The following is a 21,033-nucleotide window of genomic DNA, read 5'->3' on the forward strand; positions in this document are numbered from 1 at the left end:
CATACGACAAGTGACACAGGACACAATTGTGCCGACTATGGGTTCATGACCAATTTCCCCACTCTCGACCCCGAACTCGCCGCTGCCGTCACGATGCTTCCGAGTGTCGATTTCGGCGACCTTCCCGCAGCACGATCGACCTTCACCGCACTTGTCGACGCCATGCTCGCCGACCTGTCCATGGACGGAGTTTCCCTGCGCGAGCTCGCCGTCCCTGGACTCGACGGTGCACCGGACGTCGTCGTTCGATTCTTCACACCGGAGCACGTCGACGGACCGTTGCCCGTGCTGGTGTGGATCCACGGCGGCGGATTCGCCATCGGGACAGCCGCGTCCAGCGATCCCTACTGCGTGGACGTCGTCCGTGAACTCGGTTTCGCAGTAGCCAACGTCGAGTACCGGCTCGCCCCCGAGACGCCGTTCCCCGGGCCGCTCGACGACTGCTACGCGGCGCTGGCGTACATCCACTCTCATGCGGACGAACTGGGCGTGGACCCGGACAGAATCGCGGTGGGCGGTCAGAGCGCCGGTGGCGGCCTGGCGGCAGGAACGGTGCTGCGGGCTCGAGACGAGGGCGTGGTGCCGGTGGCGTTCCAATTGCTCGAGATTCCCGAACTCGACGACCGACTGCACACCGTGTCGATGACGGAATTCGTCGACACACCGATGTGGCACCGGCCCAACGCGATTCTGTCGTGGCAGTACTACCTGGGCGAGTCGTACAGCGGACCGGACGACCCGAACGTCTCGATCTACGCCGCTCCCGCTCGTGCCACCGATCTGGCCGGACTCCCACCGACGTACGTCTCGACCATGGAGCTCGATCCGCTTCGTGACGAGGGCATCGACTACGCGGTCCGGTTGCTGCAGGCAGGCGTGAGCGTCGAATTGCATTCGTTCCCCGGCACTTTCCACGGATCCGCGCTACTGGCGACAGCAGAGGTGAGCAAGCGCGGACATGCGGAAGCGTTGGACGCCCTGCGTAGGGGCTTGCGCCTTCGCGTACCCGCCTCGTAGCGTCGCTTCATGCAAGGACTGATGTACCGGCTCGCGGAGCTCGATGCCGACTCCGCGGGTCTGGTGCGCGTGATCGACTATTTCGACGCACTGATCAGACATGGTGCCGACACCACCGCGATGCTCCGCGCCAGCGCTGCTCTCGCCGATTGCGTGGTCGGAATAGACGTCGTCGGCACGTCCGGCGGACACCGCCAGCGTGCGCGGTGCGATCCGAAGGGCCGCTGGCTGACTCAGGCCGCGGGCGAGCGGTCGGCAGCCAAAGACGTTGTCGTCGACGACGTCGTGATGGGCTCGGTGTGGATCGAGCGCGCAGGTCCCGCGCTCGCTCTCGACGACATGCTCGTCGATCGAATGGCCCTGACCGCAGCCGTCATTCTGGTACCACGGCACAGTCCGTCCGCTGCCGAACACACCCGTTCGGTGTTGTTCCCTGTGGACGACATCGCACTGCTGAGCTCGCTGACCGCCTTGCACATCGAACCGACCGACCGAGTGAGAGTGGCCATGGCAGCCGCGGACTCACCGCCGGGACCTGCCTCGCCGACGGCTGGTCGGTCGGTGCCGATCACGGTCGACGACCACGTCCTCTACCTCCTTACGGACGAACCGCCCGCACCGCCGGTCGGCTGCTGCCATCTGGGTGTCTCCCTTGCCCTGCGCGCCGACGATCTCCATCGACACCTCGGGAATGCTCGATTCGCCCTGGCGCAGGCAAGTGAGTACCGACCCGTCGTGATCGCTGATCGGCTCGGTGCACTGAACCTGCTGGACAGGGGAAGTTCGTTGACACTCCGCGACGTTCCCGACCTCGTGCGCGCGAACGAACTGCGCGCCACGCCTCACGGCCGGGAGTTGCTCGGCACGCTTCGCGCGTACCTGGGATCCGGAAGCCTTCGGGCGACAGCAGACCGAACGCACCTGCACCACAGCAGCGTGGCGCACCGACTTGCGAAGGTCTCCGAAGCAGTGGGGTACCCGGTCGATTCGATCGAACACCGTGCCCGCGCGACCGCAATGATGATGGTGCTCGACGGCAGCGACACCGCAGTCGCATAATCAGTCGATGGAACCGACGCCCACGGGCACGCTGCGCAGCACCGACACCGGCTTCGCTCTCGAGCTGACCAGGACCATCGCCGCTCCGCGCGAGGACGTGTGGGCCAGCATCACCGAATCGTCGCGAACGGCAAGGTGGTTCGGGCCGTGGGAGCGCATCTCGGAGAACACCGTTCGCGTCACGATGCGGTTCGAGGAGGGCGAGCCTGCATCGGACATGGCGATCGAAGCGTGCGAGCCGCCCGGCCGGCTGGCCGTGCGAACGCTCGACGTGATGCAGTGGCCGCTCGAGGTTCGCCTCGACGACAGGGACGGCTCGACGGTCGTCGTTCTGGTGCACAGTTGTGAGAGCACGGACGGTCTGGGCGACATCGGTCCCGGCTGGGAGTACTACCTGGATATGCTCGTCGCATCCAGGGACGACGCCCCGCTGCCGAGTTTCGACGACTACTACCCGTCGCTGCAGGAGTACTACGCGTCGCTTCGCCCGCAGTGAATCAGTGACTGCGTAGCGCGTCGATGAGCTCTTCCTTGTTCAGCTTCGAGTAGCCCTCGAGACCCAATTCCCTGGCTCGGTCGGTCAATTCGTCGACCGTCCAGTCCTCGTAGGATCCGGATTCTCCGCCCTTCTTGCCGACCTGGTCTCGCCCCTTCTTCGCTGCGGCATTCGAGATGCGGGCGGCTTTCTCCTTCGAGTTTCCGTCCTCGCGCAATTTCTCGTAGAGATCCTGGTCCTTGAGCTGTGGTTGATCGTCGTTGGTCGGCATACCGGCCCTCCGTTCCGTCGATAGTGCTCGTACAGCTACCCGCTTCGCCCCCGGGCAAACACGGACGCTTCCCTCGTTGTGAGCTAGAACAACAGAAAATGGGTACGTTCGGGATATGCCATACCTGGAACGATTCGACGACGTATTCGTGCTGAACCTCGGCAGTCGAGGTGTGGACGATACCGAGAACCGCATCAGCCCGAACTGGGTTGCCGAGATCAACGCGCTTTTGGACGAAATCGAGACCGGAACGGGTCCTGCTGCGCTGGTCACGACGGCGACGGGAAAGTTCTTCTCCACGGGAGTCGATCTGTCCTGGGGTGCCGAGAACCTCGACCAGATCAACCGATTCATCGGGACGGTGCAGGAGATGTTGGTGCGCTTCCTGACATTTCCGATGCAAACCGTCGCGGCAATGCAGGGACACACCTACGGTGGTGCCGCGTTCTTCGTGATGGCGCACGACTACCGGATCATGCGATCCGATCGCGGATTTCTCTGCTTCCCCGGCGTGAACATCGGTGCGACGTACAGCCCGGGAACCGTCGACATGGTGCGTGCCAGGTTGGCTCCACATGCGTTCCACGAGGCTCTGACGACCGGCCGCCGGTACGGCGGTGGCGACGCCATGGCGCTCGGCCTGGTCGACGCGGTCTCGACGCAGGAGCGGGTGCGCGAGGACGCCATCGCGCGCGCAGCCGAGTTGGCCGGCACCCGCGGTGACGTCCTGGGCGAGATCAAACGCACCATGTACTCGGCCGAGATCCGTTCTCTTCTGACGCCTGTCGCAGGCGTCGACGAAATGGAATGGGCCTCGAACTGACCGAGCCGCCAGCGCAGCGCTAACTACCTGCGACCAGAGGAGCGACCTCGGTGCCGAGGAGTTCGATCCCGCGCAACAGGTCACTGTGCGCCAGTCGCGGATTGGTCATCTGCAACGACAGCCGGTCCACACCTCCCAGTTGATCGCTCACTCGCAGGATCTTGTCCGCCACCGTCTTCGGATCTCCCATGAAGAACGCACCGTTGGGACCGGAGGTGGCATCGAACTGCTGCCGGCTGGGCCGAGCGAATCCGCGTTCCCGAGAGATCTTGGTGAACATCTCGTTCCAGCCGGGGTAGATGGTGTCGGCTGCGGCCGTCGTGGTCTCGGCGACGAAGCCGAACACGTGCAGGCCCACCTTCAGCTGCTCCGGCGGGTGGCCCGTCTGCGCTCCGGCGCGACGGTACAGATCGACGAGCGGGGCGAACTGTCGAGGTTCTCCGCCGATGATGGCAATCATCAGAGGGAGCCCGAGAAGCCCTGCGCGAGCGAAGGATTCAGGCGTTCCACCGACGCCGACCCAGATCGGCAACGGATCCTGCAGCGGACGCGGGTAGATACCCTGGCGGGTCAGCGCCGGGCGGTGCCGACCGGACCAGGTGACCTCGACGTTGTCGCGGATCTGCAGCAGGAGGTCGAGCTTCTCGGCGAAGAGCGAGTCGTAATCGGCCAGGTCGAGGCCGAACAGCGGGAACGATTCGGTGAAGGATCCACGTCCCACGACCAGGTCGATCCGGCCCTTGGAGATCAGATCCAGGGTGGCGAACTCCTGGAACACCCGTACCGGATCGTCTGCGCTGAGCACCTTGACTGCGCTACCGAGTCGGATGTTCTCGGTGCGCGCGGCTGCCGCGGCAAGAATGATCGACGGAGCCGAATCGTAGTACTCGCTGCGGTGATGCTCGCCGATGCCGAACGAGTAGAGTCCGACCTGATCCGCGAGGGCGATCTCTTCCAGCAGGTGACCCATTCGCTCCTCGGGAGCGATCACCCGGCCGTCGGTCGGATCGGTCACGGAAGAGACGAAGCTGTCTACGCCCAGATGCATGGTGGGACCTTTCGATTCGGGTTGGTCGACTCCATCAGCATCGGTGAAGATTCAATTATTCCGATCTGGGTCGAGCCGGCGACTACTCACCCCATCGTTTCAGCTCGTCTGCCGCGTAGTACATCTGCTGGGAAGCGCCGAAGCGAACGAGCAACTGTTGCTTGTCCTCGTAGAACCAGACCACGGTTCCGTACATACCTGCCATGGGCCCGATCAGCGGTGTGACTCCGTCGCCTACCTCGAATCCGTCCATCCCTGCACCGTACCGACCGAGGGTGCCGAAATCGGACACCCACCGTTCGGCTTATCGCTGTCCGCGCTTGCGTGCGCGCCGTTCCTCCAGCTTTCGCTTGCCGTAGCCCCATGTGATGCGGCCGAGACCCTCGAAGAGTCGGCTGGAGAGACTTCTGCGGTTGCTCATGGTGTGGCCTCGTTTCCAATGGTGATCATGTTCTGTCGGTCCGCTATCTGATGCAGCAGGCTTTCCGGTACGCCCTGCACCTGGTAGCTGTCGAAAGTGAGTCGAATCGAACGCGAGCAAGCACACATCGGTCACGGGTGATCTACGTCACTTACCACCTGTTGCGCGTCGCATCACGCCCGAGCGACAAGTCGATCGATCCACCCGATCACCTCGGGGTAGGCAGCGACGTTCGTGGCCGTGTGGTCGAACTCCGGCACGAGCTCGGTTCCGAAATCGAACTCGCGGACGGTGATGTCCACGGCACCCGCGGCGCGCCAACGCTGCGCGAGCAGTCGGCTCTGCTCGATCTCGACGGACGCGTCGTGGACGCCGTGCACGATCATCACGGGCGCGACGGGCGCGGTGAACCCGACGGTGTTCGCCACGGTCAGTGGCCCCAGCACGGGCCCGGTCATCAGTTCTCCCAGGGACGAGCCGTCAGCAGTCAGATCCTCGGATCGCAGCGGTCCGTACGCGAGCGCGTCGGTGGTACAGAAGTCCTGTGCCGCATCGAGAGCCGCACGTCCGCGATCGTTGAAGAGGGCGCGGATCCGGTCGGCGAGGTCGGGGTGTGCGCCGATCAGACCGTCGATCGTGTACAGCATCGTCGCGGCCCATGCGGAGCCGTCCTGGCCTTCGACGCGGACCACCGGATCGGTCGGAGCGGCACCGACGAAGGCCCCGACCACGGACAACTCGGGCGCGTAGGTGGATGCGAACTCTGCGGCGGCGGCCGATGCGACGCCGCCCGCCGAGTATCCGTAGAGCACGACGGGCGCGCCGGTCTCATGTGCTGCGGCCCGTGCCGCGTCCAGCAGTGCACGGGCACCGGCGACCCGGCCCAGGAACTCGTACTCACCCGGGGTTCCGAGCCCTTGGTAGTCCGTCGTGACCACCTGGTACCCCTGCGCCAGCAGTGGGAGCAGTGCCGGCATCGTGGTTGTCAGTCCCTGCTGGGTCGACCCCGAGCAACGATCGGCAACCCCGTAACTTCCTGGCGCATAGGCGATCACGGGCCGGGGTCCGGCACCGTCCCACGCCCGAGTCGGTGTCACCAGAAGCCCCGACACCGCCACCGCACGATCGCGGGGATCGGCCGATCGATACAGAATGCGTTCGGTGCGTGCTCCCAGGAGGTCGAGCTGCGGCACTGGTTCTCGGCGCACGATGGACCCGGGTGCATACGCCTCCAGGCCGACGACGGGCGCTCCGTAGAAATCGGCAGCGACGGGAGCCGCCGAGACGGGTGCAGCCGACATGACGAGCGCCCCGGCAAGGGCGAACGAAGCGAAGGTGACCCGTGGGAGTTTCATCTCGCGAGCAAGTATGCGGCGCTGCGCACCAATCCGCATTCGCTGCTCCGCCGCAACAAGTGCGGTGGCCGCGTGCACGGATCGCCATCACGATCATGGCGCTACTTACCTACTTGATCCACGTCGGGACGAGGCTGCGCACCTGTGGTGCGCCGGCCAACAGCGGTGCCACTTCACGTTCGTACGCCCGGTAGGCGGGTTGCTGGAGAAACGTGAGCGCGTCTTCGGCGGTGCGGTAGTGCTGGAAGGCTGTGATGCCATCGGGATCGTCGACGTCGAGACCGTAGTAGTAGGCGAGATGTCCGGGGTTGTCGAGGACGGCCGGTGCCATGTGCTTTTCCCAGAGGGCTCGGACGGCGTCGCGTTGGTTCGGCAGGGTCTTGTGAGAGACGATGACGGTGACACCGGACAGGACGGCGGTTTCGGCTGCCATGGAGAGCTTCCTTTCGACTGACCATCAGTTGCGGTTCACGGCGATCATGCAGCATGGGTCGGACAATCGACGATGGTGCGGATCCGTGACGGACTGGGCACGCTACTGGCAGCCGCAGGACGAAGAAAATATTCGGTTCGCCATACCGGAAACTGTTGCCGTACTGCGCCCGAGTGCATCTGCGATGCGGGTAGCCGCAGCCGACTGCGACATGTGCAGGGTACCCGTTCGACCAGTCTCGTCAGCACTCCTCGTCTGCGTGGCAAGGACATTCGACAGCCCCACCCGGGATTGTCTTCGCCGCGCTCGACTTCACTTCATCGTGCGCAAGAGTCCACATCCCCGCTTGATCAGGACAGACGCGGAGCTCCATGTGGATTGTCTGAAAACGTCAACATGAGACCGTGTGGTATGCGATTGTTCGAGGATTACATGTTCATTCCTGCCCAGTACGAGGGCTGGATCGGAAGCGGATACGTCTCGACGATAGTGTGCGCGGCGTCGCCATCGGAAGCCATCCAGGCGCTTCAGGCCGACGACCGTGAACGTGTCACGGCATCGGGCGTCAAGGGTGTTCAATATGGTTGCCGTACTGGCGCACCCACAGAATCCCAGCGAGGGAGACCACGTGGCACTCAACAATCGCTTCGACAAGTCGTTGTGACGCACCGAGTCAGTCTGTCAGCCCAGTGGGTCCGCGCCCGACGTCGCGGGCGCACCCCCAGCCTGCCTCATTCCTCGCGAACTCGGAACAATACGACCGAACTTGATATGCAGCGTTACCTGTAAGCCCTGCATATACTGCGCCACAGCATCTTTCGCGCTGTCACCGTGCAACCAAGCTCCAGTTCATGCAGTACTCGAAAGCCATCCGAAGAACGAATTCTTCTGCCGCCGTGGCCACCCGGTAGGGAGAATCGACTGCGTGCTCCCGCCTTTCTGGTGTCATCGGCGAGCGTCTCGATTCGGTTCGTCGCGGGATTGGGTTTATGGCAAAGACACGCTTGGACACCAATCCCCGTGACAGCATCGAACCGATCAGTCTTGATCGCCCATAGCAAGGAGCCCCTGATGAATTTCGCCGCCCGCCGCCCGCCGCCTGGCTGCCGCCGCTGCCGTATCCGGCGCGACCGCCCTTGCCCTGATTGCCAACCCCGCCCTGGCTGGAGCCGTCGTTTTCGCAGGCAACGCCGAGGTGACAGCCGAAGGCAATGTCATCACCGTCCAGTTCGCCAACGTCAAGTCCGACGGAGTCCTCTTCGGCTGCGAAGTCTGGGTAACCGACGACCCCGCGACCACGGTGATCGTCGACCAGCAATTCGTGCCGGTTGTGGGCGGATCCTTTGCCCCGGCCGTGGGCGGGACGGCTACCTACACCACGACACTGCCCGACGGTGACTACCTTGTCGCCGCTCTCTGCAGAGACTCCGATACCGGTCTTACTCTGACCCCGGATATCCCGCCTATCGCTTCATTCAACCTCGGTGACGGCGTACCGGTCACCCTGGTCACGCCCCCGCCTCCCGGCGGCGGGTTCTTCGGCAGCGTGGAGATGGGGAACCTGTTCGGCAGCTCGTAGCCGCCCACACCCTCATCACCCCACCCGGAGACCGACACGGACGTGGGTGTCGGGTGGGGACGGTGGCTGATTGCCCACGACAGCGACAGCCGCGATCGTCTATTGTCTGCGCTTACGGATACGAAGGCCCCAACTCGGGTTGGAATAGTTTCTGCGCTAGGGCATTCAGACGCCGTCGCGGGCAGGTACGAAAATATCGACGCTGGCTACGCTGGGTAACGGAGAATGCGACTATCGCGTTGCGACGTAACGTCGAGAGAGGGCTACACCCGCCTGTAGTCCGGCCGCGCAGAGCGCGGTCGGCCGCGTTCGTGAGCCAATGCCAGCTTTCCCGCGGCCACGTTGCCGCCTCGGCGCGCGCATCTGCCACGGTCACCACGCCGGTGTCAGAGCGCCGAAGAATCACCGAGTCGTCGTCCCAGTCGATCGAAGCAGCGCGTGCATCGAGGGGTCCGTGGGCGGCGATGATGTCGAGGTCGGCGTCGATCGGAAATGACTCGTGCTGCACCCGTCGCTGAAACTCGTTATGCAGCATCTGGTCCTGAGTCAGCGACGCTACGAACCACGGCCTCACCGTGCCGGTTGTAGAAGCCCGGATCAGCAACGCCGTCACCGCGCCCACCGAACCCGATCCTGAGTTCGTCACCGGCGCAACCACAATCGCCACGTTCTCGTCGATCACCACCACCGGCGCTCCGCCCAGACCCACGGATCGATCGGATTCCGATGCCGTTCCGAACGTGTCGTCGAAATCGCCCGACAGCAGCTGCTCCAGCAGTGGGCCCGTCGCGCGGCGCGCCACCGCCCACCGATCCCCACGCGCGATTGCCTCGACCAGGATGCTGACGTGGGCGACCATTCCCCCACGGCCCGTGGCCGCCGCGAGCCGGTTCACAGTCACAGTGCGGTCACCGATCTTCGTGTCGCGGTCGCGCCTGCTCGTCGACCACACTGCGAGCGGGGTTGTCACTGGTGGCGTGTGCCTCGCGGCCGGTGACGCCGGCGCCTTCGGGTGGGTGTGCGTACCAGCCGCTAAGACCGTCCGTAGCCATGGGCGCGCGAACCCCCGACCAGCCGATAGAGCGTGCTTCGGTGAGGATGTCGCGCTCGACACCAGCACGTTCAACCGGGAATTGGCGCCACCGAGCGAGGAGCCCCTCAACGAGTTCGAGAACGGTGACTTCGGGGCCGCTGCCCGGGTGCGGCCGCGGAGCGGCAGGAACATCGCTCCAGATGTGCGCCCCGATCACAGGATGAACGAACCCATCTGCAATACGCGCGGACATCATCCTGCTGTGCGCTCTCGCCCCGGCAGCACGTGCGCCGTCCCCACGATCACCACCGAGACGGGTGAACAATTCCTCCGCAAGTCGGTACTGTCCTTCGTTGATGCGCGACCCATCCGCAACGCGCTCATCTCCGGATTTGAACGGTGTGAAATGTAAGAGCACGTCCGCCACCACGTCGGCGATGTCGGGAGGTATCAATGGCGGCACCAACGTGAGGTCGCCGTGCACGGCCGACATGTAGCCCAAGCAAGCGATGGGAAATCTGCTCCAGTCGCTTTCCCCCACCACTACGGCCGTGGCGGCAAACACGAAGTCGTCGAACAGATCTCGGTGCACCGGCGGTAAGCGACGCATCGCGTTCGCGTCGGCCAGCGAGACACCGTCGTAGATGAATTGTTCGAGGACTCGACCCTCTACTTCTTGCAACCACGTATGAAAACCCGCGAACTAGGAGGACCGCCAGACGAAGCCGACGGACGCGGGGTCACCGAGCGCCAGTAAACACGCCCGGCCGTTCCTCCACAAGCCACGGCCTGAGGCGTCGTGGTCAGCTCGCCCTCGTCAGTTGCCGCGCTGTTGCCTTCGTGGTGGCAGGCGAATCAGAGTTCGGGCGCGGGCGGGTTCACTCTGTCGCACACAGGCGTGACGGGATCGGTGGGAGTAGTCCGAACGGCCTGTAGGTCCACCTGGGTGAGTCGCCGCCTTGCACGGTTCACTTGCGTTCGATTGCGAGGGTTCAAAAAGATGAGTAAGTGATGACTGGAGCATCCACAGACGTCCATCAGCTACCCGGCGGTGCGAATCCGGCACACAACTCGCAGGTCAGCGGCATAGCAACCGGGACCTGACTCCCGGTATTTGCGATTGGGAGTCAAGTCTCTGAAACGTCCTCCGCCGCTTGAAAACCCGCAGGTCAGGGAGTTGCGATTTTCGCGAAGCTTGCGGTCGGCTACACATACCCAGACAACAAAAAGCGCCCCTGACCAGCAAATATGCTGTTCAGGGGCACCTGTTGTGCGCCATCAGGGATTCGAACCCCGGACCCGCTGTACAAGAGATAACAATTCACGTGGATTCACTCGCGTCCATCAGTAGCCCGCTGAGCTGGGTTTTCGGCGAATCGAGTGACCACCCACGTCCGCGTGAATCCACCCGGGCCCGCCCCAAAGTGATGAGTAAAAGATGACCACCGGCGACCTGCTCCCGGTCCACCGGAGTCCCGTAAGATCCTGCACGGTATAAACGGACCGCCGTGGACATTCGACTCCACCATTATTGAAAGTGATGAGCTCCCTCGAACTGCTTGCACCCCAGCATCGAGACGAGGACGCGCTCCGGACACGCCGCACCGAAGAGAGCTTGCCCGTGCAACGCCCATTGCCGCTGACCTGCGAACCGTAGGCTACACCAATCCCAATGACCGCCGTTCACGAAAGATCACGGCCGAAAAGGTATGCCGGATCGTCATCGAGGATCTTCGCGAACATCGTTCGGAGCGGTAGGACATTCGGCTCGGCCCGCGCAAGACGACACGCACGATCCGCTCCAGCCAATTCGGACGAAGTCATACGTCTCCGCGCGACGGCCGGGCAGGTCTGCGTTCGAGATCGAACTCAATCCGGCCCGCCGCGGGCACCAAAATGTTCGACAGAACGAGTCTCTCTTGAACGGCGCAATCGAGACCACCTGCGTGACCCTATTATGTCCTTTCCCGAAGCCTAAAAAATGGACCACAGAGGGACTCAAGCCACGCCTTTACCGATTCAGGGCGGTATTGAATAAGCAGCCCTTGATCCCCGTTCGGCGTGTCGATTGCCGCTTACCATGGGAGTCATAGCCTAGAGTCGCAAGGTGCCTGTCGCGCAAAGAGCTGGTCAGTCAATAACCGCAGATGTCTTGATAACAGTCAAAACGTACCCAAACCCGTCGGTGAAACACCAAGAGATCGTCTGCACGGCCGGCGCACGCATCGATGGCGATCGGCCGTCATGGATCCGACTGTACCCAGTGCAGTTCCGCACCAGAGGAGACAACGAGCAGTTCCGTAAGTACGAGGTGATTCGGCTTGACGCCGTAAGCCGCGCACCGGCGGATTCGCGAGTGGAGTCGTACTCACCAGCGCCAGATTCGATACAACGTATTCGTCAGGTCGACACCCGCGCGAAGTGGGCACGACGACGAGACCTTCTCAGCAGCCTCGTCGGTGAAACGACAACATGCAACCTAAGGGCCTCCGCAACGGCTAAACCGATGAGCGTGCCGGCACCATCCTTAGGTTTAATCAAGCCCAGAGTCTCGCGTGTTGTCGTTTCTCGCGGGCTACCCTGGTCCGCCGACCAGCTAGCAAAAGTGAAGCAAGCGGCCGCTCCATCATTATTCGGAGATGAGCTTCAGGAGTTGGAACCCGCACCATACGACGTCAGGTACGAGTACAAATGTATGACATCGGAGTGCCGCGGGCATGCACAGAAAGTTCTCGACTGGGAACTGGGGCAAGCGGGACGGCGTTGGAGGAGGGAGAAAGGCGACACGCGCGCGATAAGTATGGTGAAGGAAAAGTGGGAGAATCAATTTCTCGATCCCTCACTCGACTTGCACTTCTATATCGGCAACCAACACCTTCATCGTCAATCATTTTCAGTTCTAGGGTGCTGGTACCCGCCGGCGGATGACCAGCTCGGATTGTTCTAAATGTGCGAAACTGCCAAATTCGGGAGTAATTCACCTACGGCGCTCGCCACCAGATCTCGATGACACGACCGATGATCGCGTTCGAAGCACAAGAGCGCAACCACGGCATCGTCGAGCATCTTTACAACATGCCCCACGGCTGACTGCCCCTGTTCGGATTCTAGGACCGCACGGAACCGGCCAAACGATTCGGCGATCCCGCTCCTATATCCCTCTCGGTTGTCTTTCGGATTACCCAGGGCGCGGTGGTGAACATACGCAATTCCAGAGTCGGCCAGCGCGGCCGCGAGCTTCGTCTTAGAAAGGCCAGGCTTCCGCGAGAGCGGGGTCAGTCGAACATCGACCAACACGTCGACGCGTTCAAGCTTGAGTCGCTCCACCAGCTGCCGAACGTCGCGCCCCTCGTATCCAATGCTAACCAACCGGGGGAACCCTGCTTTCGCCATTCCTACATGATGCCCGGTCAAGCGGTCATCGGGAAATGGCTGGTCGTCGACGCGCCGACCCCCAACGCCCAGTGGCGACGCTGGACAAACCGGGCGCGAGCATGACTCCACATCTCGGTCGAATCCGCCAACGGATACAGGTGTGGCTCACTCGCGAATGGAGCTTGCACCAATCCTCTGCGGACAATCCGAACGCAGCGTCACGTGAGGCAGATCCGGAGCCGGTCCCCATGCCAATCCAAACCTCGTGGTACGCACACGTACCATGAGAGTCCTTATGCCAAGACCGCAACGGTGGGAGCTGCTACTCAAGGCGTCCCAGCAAGAATCCTTGCTCGCAGTCCGCCTGTTCAACGATCCAGGTCGCGAGCGGTCGCTCGAAGGCTTTGTGATTCACATGCACATCGCCTGGCTCTATGCATTCCAGTCAAAGTGGATGAAAGCGGGCCACAACTACCATGTACTGCGTTCGGAAAACCCCCGTCGCTACAAGTACATCAACGACGAACGGATGTCCCAGTCCCTGGAGTGGTTTGTAGGTCAGGAGCACACGACCACGAATTCCGCAGTTCGCGCCAATCTTGAATTCTTTATTCTTCTTCGAAACAAGATCGAACATAGGCACACCGGCACCGACGAAGGCCTCATGACCGCAGTCAATGGTGAATGCCACGCAATGTTGCTGAATTACGAAGAGTTCGTTACAGGTTACGCCGGCCACGGCTACTCACTGGCACATCGTCTACACTTTCCCGTCTTCATCGGTGGCTTTACAGACCACGGCAAGAAGGACCTTTTACGCTCCACTCAAGCGCTACCGAAGGATTTGAGAACGTTTCTAGCGGATTACGACGCCGGACTCGACGACTCAGTTTCTCGCGATCCCCGCTATTGTATGCGGCTCACCGTCCTGCTGGAAGCCGGGAACCGGAAAGGCGACCTTTCCCTACAGTTCGTGAACCACCACGACCTAACGGATGAAGAGCGCACAGTCGCCGAGGGGATTGCGAGGGACAAAGGCTACGTTATAACAAAAGCCAAGACTCGTCCGGTATCTAATGACGACAAGATGAAACCGGGCATGGTCGCGGAACGCGTTCAGGCAGCGATCCCATACGTGTTCAGGACATACGAAATGTCTTTGTACTGGAAGAAGCACAAAATTCGACCCCCGAACGGTGCGGGGCAGCCTGAGGAAACAAAACAAGACTTTTGCGTGTTTGACCGCGTGCATGGTGACTACTTGTACACCGAAGCATGCGTGAAGTGGCTAATCAAGAAGTGCCAAACCGAAGCCGGGTTCAAGGAGGCAACCGGCATCAAGCCCCGACGGAACTGAACCCGTCCGATGGCGTCCGACTCTTCGAACAGCGGATTTTAAGTCCGGAAGGGTGGATTATGATGGACTCCTATGAATCCAAATTCTCATGCATCACAACAGCTTTCGTGCATGAAGGTACACACTAGTCCAGCCCGATCCGCACCGACTTGTGTCACTCTCGTGTCAACGAGAACAAACGATTGGACGCACCCGGATCAGTATGATCCCTCCCGCATCTACGTGGACCCGGTGTCCGATGTGGAGAACACCTCGATCTTCTGCGCCCGTCCGATAGGGCCAACATCTGTGTCAACGAACTCCGCCGCCTGTCCCACGGATATGGCAAGGATTCGAAGCCCTCAATCGCGACCGAACGCGACGTTCCTACGGACCTCCTCACGCACCACCCAAACCTGAAATACGCAAACGACCGTCACCGCACCGGCAGGAGATGTTGAGAGAAGCCCCCGGTTTACAGAGGTGAAGTATGCTCCGACCAAAGTATTGCTTCTTCGAGTCGGTGATTGCGGAGTATTGGCGAATGGATCGCGAAGAACATGACCGCTGGTTGATAGCGGCGCGCCGAACCGTCGAGTTGGACCGTCGTTCTAAAATGTCCCTCTCAGTTGCTGGCGAGGACACCGTTCGTTTCCGGTCCATGTATCCAATTGCGCGTCACGCACTGGCACAAGTGGGTGCCGCTCTCACACTGCACGATACCGGACGTAGTTTTGAGGCGTCGGCCAACGCGCGTGTCGCTCTGGAACATGCTCTTCTCGCGCAATGGATCGTGTTGACGGCCGATTCCGAAACGTTGCTAGCGAACTCGATCGACAAGTCGCACAGCCTCATGCTGAGAGGGCTCGAGCCCTTCGCACAATCCATCCCGGCCGACCTCCGTCCTCTACTCGTCCTACCTACTGCCGCACGTGTGCCCCCGATGGATCAGATTTGCGGCCGGTTCGACCGATCCGGACTGCTGTACACGATGTATCGAGGCCTGACAGGTGCCGTCCACCTCTCTGGCGCGAGCGTCGCCGAGTACGTGTCAGTCAATGGCGAAACAGGTGCGATCGTATTGCACCCCAAGCCGCGATCCCGGATGCCACCGACAGATTTCGAGAAGGCGCTGGGATGGGCGGCGGTGCTGGCCAAGGCAGCTTTGGAGATGCTGCTGGACGACGATTCGGATCTCGTCGAAGTAGCTGCGATCGCGCGGAACGCTGGCTTGCCGCACGACCTTAGCTTCGACGACCGATACCCTGAGCGGCAGCCACAGAATCACCCTCAAAGTGAAAATATGTGACACGTGAATATGCTTACATCGGCTAACCGCCTCGAAGACCTGGCGCAGCTCGCTGAGGCCTGCCGTGAAACATTTCTGGCGGTCGCTGCCGACTCACACTGGGCGCCTGCTCCACGATCTGCTGCTAGCCAGGCAAAACGGCTCGCTTCCAGTCAAGACCCGGCGTCGACCTCCGTTGGCCATATGGCAGGTTTCGATCTTATCTCCGAGGTGCTCGTCACCTATCTCGAAGTCGCGGCCGGGCACCTTGCGGGCCTTGGGGCGCTATACAGGGGTGGAGAAGTCATGTTTCCGCCGCTGCCACTTGCGCGCTCGATTATCGAGAATTGCGCGGCGGTGATGTGGGTCATCGGGACAACCTCGCCTTCCGAGAAGATTTTGGCCCGCGCCTACCTCGCGGAGTTTGCCAGCTGCGAGTTCGCCAAGATCGCTGCTGGGCGTATGGGATCCGAAGACGATGATGCCTACAAGGACGCGAACCAGCGTTGGACAGTTACCCGCGCTCGCGCGATTGCGGCGTTTCCTGGCACGAGTAATCAAGACCTCAGCGACGAGAAGCCAGGCCGCACGTTGGCTGGCGAGATGTTACCTGGGCTTGAAGCATCAGTGGCTCGAATGTTCAAATTTGTGCACGAGCAAGCTCAGGGCTCGGTCTCAGAACGACAAGCGCTCGGCATCTACAGCTTCCTGTCTGCCGGGACCCACCCCTCGCTCTACCAAGCCCGACAAATGAGGATCGCAGTCGACCACGGCGACCACCACGGTACCGACCTGAAGATCGAGATAAGCCACGTCGAAAATATCGCTCGCACCGCAATCCTTGCATTCTACAATGCATTGTCCTACACAATAAGTTTCTACGGGCTCAGTCGCGAACCTCACGACAACCTTACCGACGCAATCGAACTGGTATTCCCTGGGAGCCTGACCTAGTGGGCCGTCGACATCGCTCACTTCGTATCGGATGAGGCCATCTTTTCGGACGGAGACGGTTCGAAATCTCTAAATGTCGGACTTCGACAGGTTCCATTCGACATCGAATTCCTTCCGTGGGCCGGGTGCGTACCGGGCTGCATAAGCGTCGATCAGTTCGATTCCACCGTCAGTAAGCAGGTACGACGCGCTCGCGCTGATCCACCGATACTCGGGGCCAGGTATGCCGACATCCCCCGTCGAGTGTTCGTGCCCGGCCAGAACAGTCCAGAACAGTGTGAATCCAGCACCTCTGAGTACTGAAACCAGATCGCGTCTCAGGAGTAAAACATTCGGCCCGCCCTTGGTGGGTGATGGATCGATGACCGCTACACCGGAGCCGTCTCGCCATACGAAGTCCACTCCTTGTTGCAGTCCAAGAACTTGGAACAGGGTCCGGCTCGGGACGAAGCCTTGCGTCTCGCGATCTGCCGAGGTGTCACGGTCGGTGCCTGTTCCGCCGTACCACGCGCCGGTCTGTGAGAATTCGGTCGGCGGAGTTCCACCCTTACCGTTGTTCCATTCATCCGGGTCGTCGATGTCTTGCCAACGAGGCCCAGTCGGGTGACTTCCGAGCAACGCGTTGGAATTTTCGGTGATGTCAGGCATCCACAGCCCAGACCAGTCTTTCCCGACGGCCCACCCTCGCAGAGCAGATGCTGAGTTTGCAGGAACCAAGTACGCGTGGAGTGACATCCACGCATCTCGCGTAGGGGGTCGTAACGCCTCCACCTCAGGCGGGTGGTGTTGTTTCCACTTCGGATAGCTCAAGAGGTTGAGCCAATGCGTTCCGTCGGGATCAGTTATGGCGAGCATCTTCACGGGGTCCGGGATCCCCGTCACGTTGTCAGGGTAGCCGTCGACGATGGTGTCAGGGAAGGTGGCCATGACGGGAGAGAACCAGTGTTCATCGTGGCTTGTCGCGCTCGTCGATGGTTGCCGCGCCAACACGGTGACGTCGAGGTCCCGCCAAATCAACTGTTCGGGATATTCATATGGTCTCGGCGATTCTGACGACCATGCCGGTTTCAGTTGGAAGTGATCAGCGAGGGCACCGAGCACTTCGTAGAGTGCGATCCACTGGTACTTCTTCCCTATCCGCTCGTTGGGCCCGTCGGATCGTCCGCGGCGAAGCCCGCGGTCAATCGAATCGAACCTTGCCGGCGACCATCCGAGATTGCGGACGCGGTCGAAGATTGTTCGCTCGACTAGTTCGAGCAACGCGGGCCGGTCTTCTACGGTCAGGTCTCGAATCGCCGGCTCAAGAATGTAATTCCCGAAATCGCCCATTCCGGAGATCGAGTGCCAGATCGAGCTGTAGAGGTACTCGGGCGGTGCAGTGAGCTGCTCGATCTCGTCATGAGGTGTGGCATCGACGGGCCACTTGGCTCCGTACGGCGGAGCGCCAGTAGGCCCTTGCCACCCCGTCTTGGCGGCTTCATCGAAGACCGACCGAATGTAGTCGCGAGTGAGGAGGTGCTGCGGCCATGTGTCTGCCACGAACGCGGCCAACTCATCGGCGACTGTGTGCACGTCGTGTGGAACCGAGTCGCGAAGCACGATTCCACATGCAGCTGCGCTGACCCGTTCGATGACGTAAGGATCGTTGGCTTCCAGTAGCAGTTTTATGGCATCGACGAAGGCGGGCACGTTCTGCTCACCAACGGCAACCATCGCCTTGGTTGCTTGGTCTCGTACACGCCGATCCGATGTGGTCAGTAGCCATCCGAGTGCCAAAATGGCCAGTGCCCCAGTCTCACGATCGGGTACGACGCGCTGACTCGAGCTCGGAGGCCACGCCCATTCGATGAGCGTCCTGACCGGGGAATGTTCATCGGGATCCGACGCGCCAAATAACCACACGGACCATGCCGAATCTCGTTCGGCCAGATCTTGCCGTGCGAGGGACTCGTGAAGCCATCGTCCGTTCATGGGGTGGCCTGGTACGCAAGCGAGGCGGAATATCTGTGACCAGGTCTCATGGGCGTATCGGTTGCTGTCCAGCAGGCCCTCTGCGATCTGAATCGTGCGGGTAGTGACAGATGTAGGGTCGCGCAGAATCAAACTTTCCAAGTAGCTGTCGATGGCGACCTTCGGGACTTTGTTGTCGACCGTGGCGACATCGATGAGTTCCCTGCCATGTGTTTCTGGCAGGATTACCGCGAGCGCTCCGAGCGTGCCGCGCTCTCGCCACGAAGACAGCCCCGACGACCGAACCCACTGCTCGATCTCGGTCAACGATCTGGATGCGATCTCCTTGGACCTGGACACATCACCCAACCGCTGGTAACCGAAAGCTATTCGGTCGGTGCCGGTTTCGATCAGAATGCTGTTGTCGAGCAGCCCCTTCATCAGAGATTTCGACCACGGTCGACCCGGCAGTAGGTTCGTAGTTATTCGCGCAACGTCGGCCCTGTCGAAGTGACCACCTTCAAACTGCGCGAGCTGCTGGATCGTCGCCTGGACGAGGTTCCGAGCTGAGTCGTAGTCGCAACGTTGCGGACCGGAGAGACGTTTGTTCGTCGCCTCGACGAAAGCATCGCACACCGTGGTGAGCCCAGCTGAACCAAGAACGAAGCGGGAGGTGCCGAGAGTCTCTAATGCCTCGCAGGTCAGGCGTAGGAACAGAGGATTGCCGAACTCTGGGTTGAAAACGGGAAATGTAGGGACGTCGAGGTTGTATTCGGATGCGAAGCGGCGCACTGCGGTGTCCGTCGCCTCTTCGAAGCCGTAGTGCTCCTCGGTAGGCAAGTCGGTTGTTCCGACTACAGGCTCGACGAATTCAGTTCGACACGAAATGACCAGTCCCACGTGAGGATACCGCGCAGCTTTGGTCCGTAGAGCAGGGATCGCATCCGCCCACCTATCGGCGTCGTCGCTCTCGTTGATCGCGTCGATCATCAGCAGCGCCTTGTTTCCGGTTGCTTCGCCGGCTGCATCCAGAAGGGACAGCAAATCGTCTGTCGTACCGACGAACTCACCCAGTTCGGGGATCTGAGTCATCAATGCGCGGTTGTCGAACTCCTGTCCGAGAATCAAAATTGTGGGTTGTGCATCTACGATTCGACGGCGCGCAACATCGCACAGCAGGTGTGACTTGCCGACACCTGCCCGGCCGGTCAACAGCAATTCGCCGCGGATCGCCGCACGAGTGGCCGTGGAAATCCAGAGAGTCCAAGCCGCATTCAGGGCACTGAGTGACTTGCGAACGTTGCCGTAGAGCGTCGCGGCATCACCAACGTAGTATCCGCCCTCAGAGCGCGAGTGCGTGTGCAGAAGTTCGTCGAGTGCTCTGAGAGCCGAGATCGCGTCGGTGATTTCCTTATCGACACCTGCAAGGTCCTCGCATGTCTGTGCAGACTCGATCAAGCGTTGTAAAGCGTGATCAGCAATAGGCAAAACAGCGTCGCTGGTAGCTAGGGCACTGTCGAATTTCTCTTCTTGACCTTCAGGTGCTCTCCATCCCCACTGACGAGCGGAACGAAGCTGCGAGAGTGCCTGCTGCCAGCGTTCGATGTAGCTCGAGGTGCGACCGACCGCGTCGACGACCTGGACGACGTCGACCTCGACGTGCAGCTTCGGGCTGTATCGACGCCCGAGCTTCGCCGCTGTGTCGTCAATGCGGGTCTGCTGGTCCGACTTGGTCAGAATATTCGCATCGAACCAGTACTTGACTCGGCCTGCGTTCCTTGGTTCTGTCAAGGCGGTGGCCATCTGATGCATTCCTACATACACGAAATCGACTGAAAGGCCTTGCTCGCCGGCCAACGCCTGCCAGTTTGCGACCTCCTCACCCCACAGCGTGAACGCAGACTTTGCCCGATCGGTATCCCCTGCAGGCAGGTCGATAGGGAGAGCGACGAAGTATCTCGTGAGTGTGGACTCGTTTTCCAGAGTCCGTGTCAGTGACTTCTTGATCTGGCCAGCAGCTGAGCCGTCAAAGCCATGCAGATACTTCGCCTGCCAGGCCCAGACATCACCATTGGGCAACACGCCCTTACCCTCGCGTCCGCCATCGGGGTTCCCGAACCGAAAGAACGTGGTGCCTGCTGGCCAGTCGTCACGTTGTTCGATCAAAATCGAGGTCAATTCCTCGAAAGCGTTCGGGCGCGTGGCGGGTTGTCCGAAGGGGCGAATGTAGCGAAAGTCGATGTCGGGTGTTGACAGCGGCACAGGCGGACTCTTTCGGCAGGTGTTCGGGTCGGTCGGTCGTCCATCCACGCAGCCGAGCGCAGGTCACCGACACATTTGCCGTCCCAAAATACGCTGAACTGGCACTCTGCACATGATGGTGCGGAAAATGCAATTTAGAAGGTTGACATCGGCCACTGGTAGGTCGACTGAATCACCCGGCAAAAGGGTGCAGATCGCTCGGTGCGAACGCGCGTGGCGAACCGCCGTCAGGGCTCGAACGGATCCCACAAGAGTTTGATCCGGGATTCGAGATTCACGCGGTCGAAGCGTCCGAACCCCCGGCTCAGTTAGGGCGGTCGATGCGGACGGCTG

17 protein-coding genes are annotated in these 21,033 nt (G+C 61.2%); 8 read left to right on the forward strand and 9 right to left on the reverse strand.

Translation table 11 applies throughout. From position 1 onward, the window contains the following. Positions 1-45: 45 nt before the first annotated feature. From CH274_RS14600 to CH274_RS14610, 3 genes are read left to right on the forward strand one after another with little or no spacing between them, the layout of a single operon-like run. A complete protein-coding gene (locus tag CH274_RS14600; protein ID WP_094647474.1) occupies positions 46-1,017 on the forward strand; it encodes an alpha/beta hydrolase in 972 nt (323 codons plus the stop codon). A 9-nt stretch (positions 1,018-1,026) separates the two neighbouring features. Next, on the forward strand, positions 1,027-2,076 hold the full coding sequence (locus CH274_RS14605; RefSeq protein ID WP_256980506.1) for a helix-turn-helix domain-containing protein: 1,050 nt from the start codon (positions 1,027-1,029) through the stop codon (positions 2,074-2,076). A gap of 7 nt (positions 2,077-2,083) precedes the next feature. Further along, positions 2,084-2,572 carry an SRPBCC domain-containing protein gene (locus CH274_RS14610; RefSeq protein ID WP_094647472.1) on the forward strand — a complete coding sequence of 163 codons (489 nt, stop codon included), beginning with the start codon at positions 2,084-2,086 and terminating at the stop codon, positions 2,570-2,572. A gap of 1 nt (position 2,573) precedes the next feature. Here CH274_RS14610 and CH274_RS14615 read toward each other — a convergent pair whose 3' ends face one another. Then, complete coding sequence (locus CH274_RS14615; protein WP_032394647.1) at positions 2,574-2,843, reverse strand: DUF7218 family protein; 270 nt, start codon at positions 2,841-2,843, stop codon at positions 2,574-2,576. A 115-nt stretch (positions 2,844-2,958) separates the two neighbouring features. Between CH274_RS14615 and CH274_RS14620 the strand changes: the two genes are divergently transcribed. After that, positions 2,959-3,666 carry an enoyl-CoA hydratase-related protein gene (locus CH274_RS14620; RefSeq protein ID WP_045194528.1) on the forward strand — a complete coding sequence of 236 codons (708 nt, stop codon included), beginning with the start codon at positions 2,959-2,961 and terminating at the stop codon, positions 3,664-3,666. Between the two features lie 19 nt (positions 3,667-3,685). Here CH274_RS14620 and CH274_RS14625 read toward each other — a convergent pair whose 3' ends face one another. The 4 genes from CH274_RS14625 to CH274_RS14640 form a co-directional block, all read right to left on the reverse strand. Further along, positions 3,686-4,714 (reverse strand): LLM class flavin-dependent oxidoreductase, encoded by a 1,029-nt coding sequence (locus tag CH274_RS14625; protein WP_094657838.1) that lies wholly within the window; start codon positions 4,712-4,714, stop codon positions 3,686-3,688. Positions 4,715-4,796: 82 nt separating this feature from the next. Then, a complete protein-coding gene (locus tag CH274_RS29220; protein ID WP_176459068.1) occupies positions 4,797-4,967 on the reverse strand; it encodes a hypothetical protein in 171 nt (56 codons plus the stop codon). 341 nt (positions 4,968-5,308) lie between these two features. Beyond that, entirely contained in the window at positions 5,309-6,490 is a 1,182-nt protein-coding gene (locus CH274_RS14635) for a lipase family protein (protein WP_179275744.1), read from the reverse strand. Between the two features lie 109 nt (positions 6,491-6,599). Next, positions 6,600-6,923 carry a putative quinol monooxygenase gene (locus CH274_RS14640; protein WP_200893158.1) on the reverse strand — a complete coding sequence of 108 codons (324 nt, stop codon included), beginning with the start codon at positions 6,921-6,923 and terminating at the stop codon, positions 6,600-6,602. 1,195 nt (positions 6,924-8,118) lie between these two features. Between CH274_RS14640 and CH274_RS14650 the strand changes: the two genes are divergently transcribed. Continuing rightward, positions 8,119-8,502 (forward strand): hypothetical protein, encoded by a 384-nt coding sequence (locus CH274_RS14650; protein ID WP_094657841.1) that lies wholly within the window; start codon positions 8,119-8,121, stop codon positions 8,500-8,502. A 112-nt stretch (positions 8,503-8,614) separates the two neighbouring features. On the opposite strand, the gene CH274_RS14655 is transcribed toward CH274_RS14650, so the two are convergent. The 3 genes from CH274_RS14655 to CH274_RS14670 all read right to left on the reverse strand — a co-directional run bounded on the left by CH274_RS14655 (position 8,615) and on the right by CH274_RS14670 (position 12,928). Further along, entirely contained in the window at positions 8,615-9,304 is a 690-nt protein-coding gene (locus CH274_RS14655) for a hypothetical protein (RefSeq protein WP_143546570.1), read from the reverse strand. Between the two features lie 106 nt (positions 9,305-9,410). After that, positions 9,411-10,217 carry a hypothetical protein gene (locus CH274_RS14660; RefSeq protein ID WP_094657843.1) on the reverse strand — a complete coding sequence of 269 codons (807 nt, stop codon included), beginning with the start codon at positions 10,215-10,217 and terminating at the stop codon, positions 9,411-9,413. A 2,261-nt stretch (positions 10,218-12,478) separates the two neighbouring features. Beyond that, complete coding sequence (locus tag CH274_RS14670; protein ID WP_094657845.1) at positions 12,479-12,928, reverse strand: DUF488 domain-containing protein; 450 nt, start codon at positions 12,926-12,928, stop codon at positions 12,479-12,481. A 277-nt stretch (positions 12,929-13,205) separates the two neighbouring features. Between CH274_RS14670 and CH274_RS14675 the strand changes: the two genes are divergently transcribed. The 3 genes from CH274_RS14675 (at position 13,206) to CH274_RS14685 (ending at position 16,488) form a co-directional block, all read left to right on the forward strand. Then, complete coding sequence (locus tag CH274_RS14675; protein ID WP_179275745.1) at positions 13,206-14,267, forward strand: DUF3644 domain-containing protein; 1,062 nt, start codon at positions 13,206-13,208, stop codon at positions 14,265-14,267. Positions 14,268-14,790: 523 nt separating this feature from the next. After that, a complete protein-coding gene (locus CH274_RS14680) occupies positions 14,791-15,555 on the forward strand; it encodes a hypothetical protein (RefSeq protein WP_143546571.1) in 765 nt (254 codons plus the stop codon). 3 nt (positions 15,556-15,558) lie between these two features. Next, entirely contained in the window at positions 15,559-16,488 is a 930-nt protein-coding gene (locus CH274_RS14685) for a hypothetical protein (RefSeq protein WP_143546572.1), read from the forward strand. Positions 16,489-16,557: 69 nt separating this feature from the next. Here the strand turns inward: CH274_RS14685 and CH274_RS14690 are convergent, their stop codons facing one another. After that, on the reverse strand, positions 16,558-20,700 hold the full coding sequence (locus CH274_RS14690) for an NACHT domain-containing protein (protein WP_094657849.1): 4,143 nt from the start codon (positions 20,698-20,700) through the stop codon (positions 16,558-16,560). Positions 20,701-21,033 lie beyond the last annotated feature (333 nt).

This window comes from Rhodococcus sp. 06-418-5 (genome assembly GCF_002258285.1).
Lineage (GTDB): Bacteria > Actinomycetota > Actinomycetes > Mycobacteriales > Mycobacteriaceae > Rhodococcoides.

Excerpts from the sequence above, each read along its gene's own strand:
- CH274_RS14610 (WP_094647472.1), top strand. The coding sequence starts at position 2,084 with ATGGAACCGACGCCCACGGGCACGCTGCGCAGCACCGACACCGGCTTC.
- CH274_RS14680 (WP_143546571.1), top strand. The coding sequence starts at position 14,791 with ATGGATCGCGAAGAACATGACCGCTGGTTGATAGCGGCGCGCCGAACC.
- CH274_RS14635 (WP_179275744.1), bottom strand. The coding sequence starts at position 6,490 with ATGAAACTCCCACGGGTCACCTTCGCTTCGTTCGCCCTTGCCGGGGCG.
- CH274_RS14640 (WP_200893158.1), bottom strand. The coding sequence starts at position 6,923 with ATGGCAGCCGAAACCGCCGTCCTGTCCGGTGTCACCGTCATCGTCTCT.
- CH274_RS14620 (WP_045194528.1), top strand. The coding sequence starts at position 2,959 with ATGCCATACCTGGAACGATTCGACGACGTATTCGTGCTGAACCTCGGC.
- CH274_RS14600 (WP_094647474.1), top strand. The coding sequence starts at position 46 with ATGACCAATTTCCCCACTCTCGACCCCGAACTCGCCGCTGCCGTCACG.
- CH274_RS14605 (WP_256980506.1), top strand. The coding sequence starts at position 1,027 with ATGCAAGGACTGATGTACCGGCTCGCGGAGCTCGATGCCGACTCCGCG.
- CH274_RS14615 (WP_032394647.1), bottom strand. The coding sequence starts at position 2,843 with ATGCCGACCAACGACGATCAACCACAGCTCAAGGACCAGGATCTCTAC.
- CH274_RS14670 (WP_094657845.1), bottom strand. The coding sequence starts at position 12,928 with ATGGCGAAAGCAGGGTTCCCCCGGTTGGTTAGCATTGGATACGAGGGG.
- CH274_RS14675 (WP_179275745.1), top strand. The coding sequence starts at position 13,206 with ATGCCAAGACCGCAACGGTGGGAGCTGCTACTCAAGGCGTCCCAGCAA.
- CH274_RS14625 (WP_094657838.1), bottom strand. The coding sequence starts at position 4,714 with ATGCATCTGGGCGTAGACAGCTTCGTCTCTTCCGTGACCGATCCGACC.
- CH274_RS29220 (WP_176459068.1), bottom strand. The coding sequence starts at position 4,967 with ATGGACGGATTCGAGGTAGGCGACGGAGTCACACCGCTGATCGGGCCC.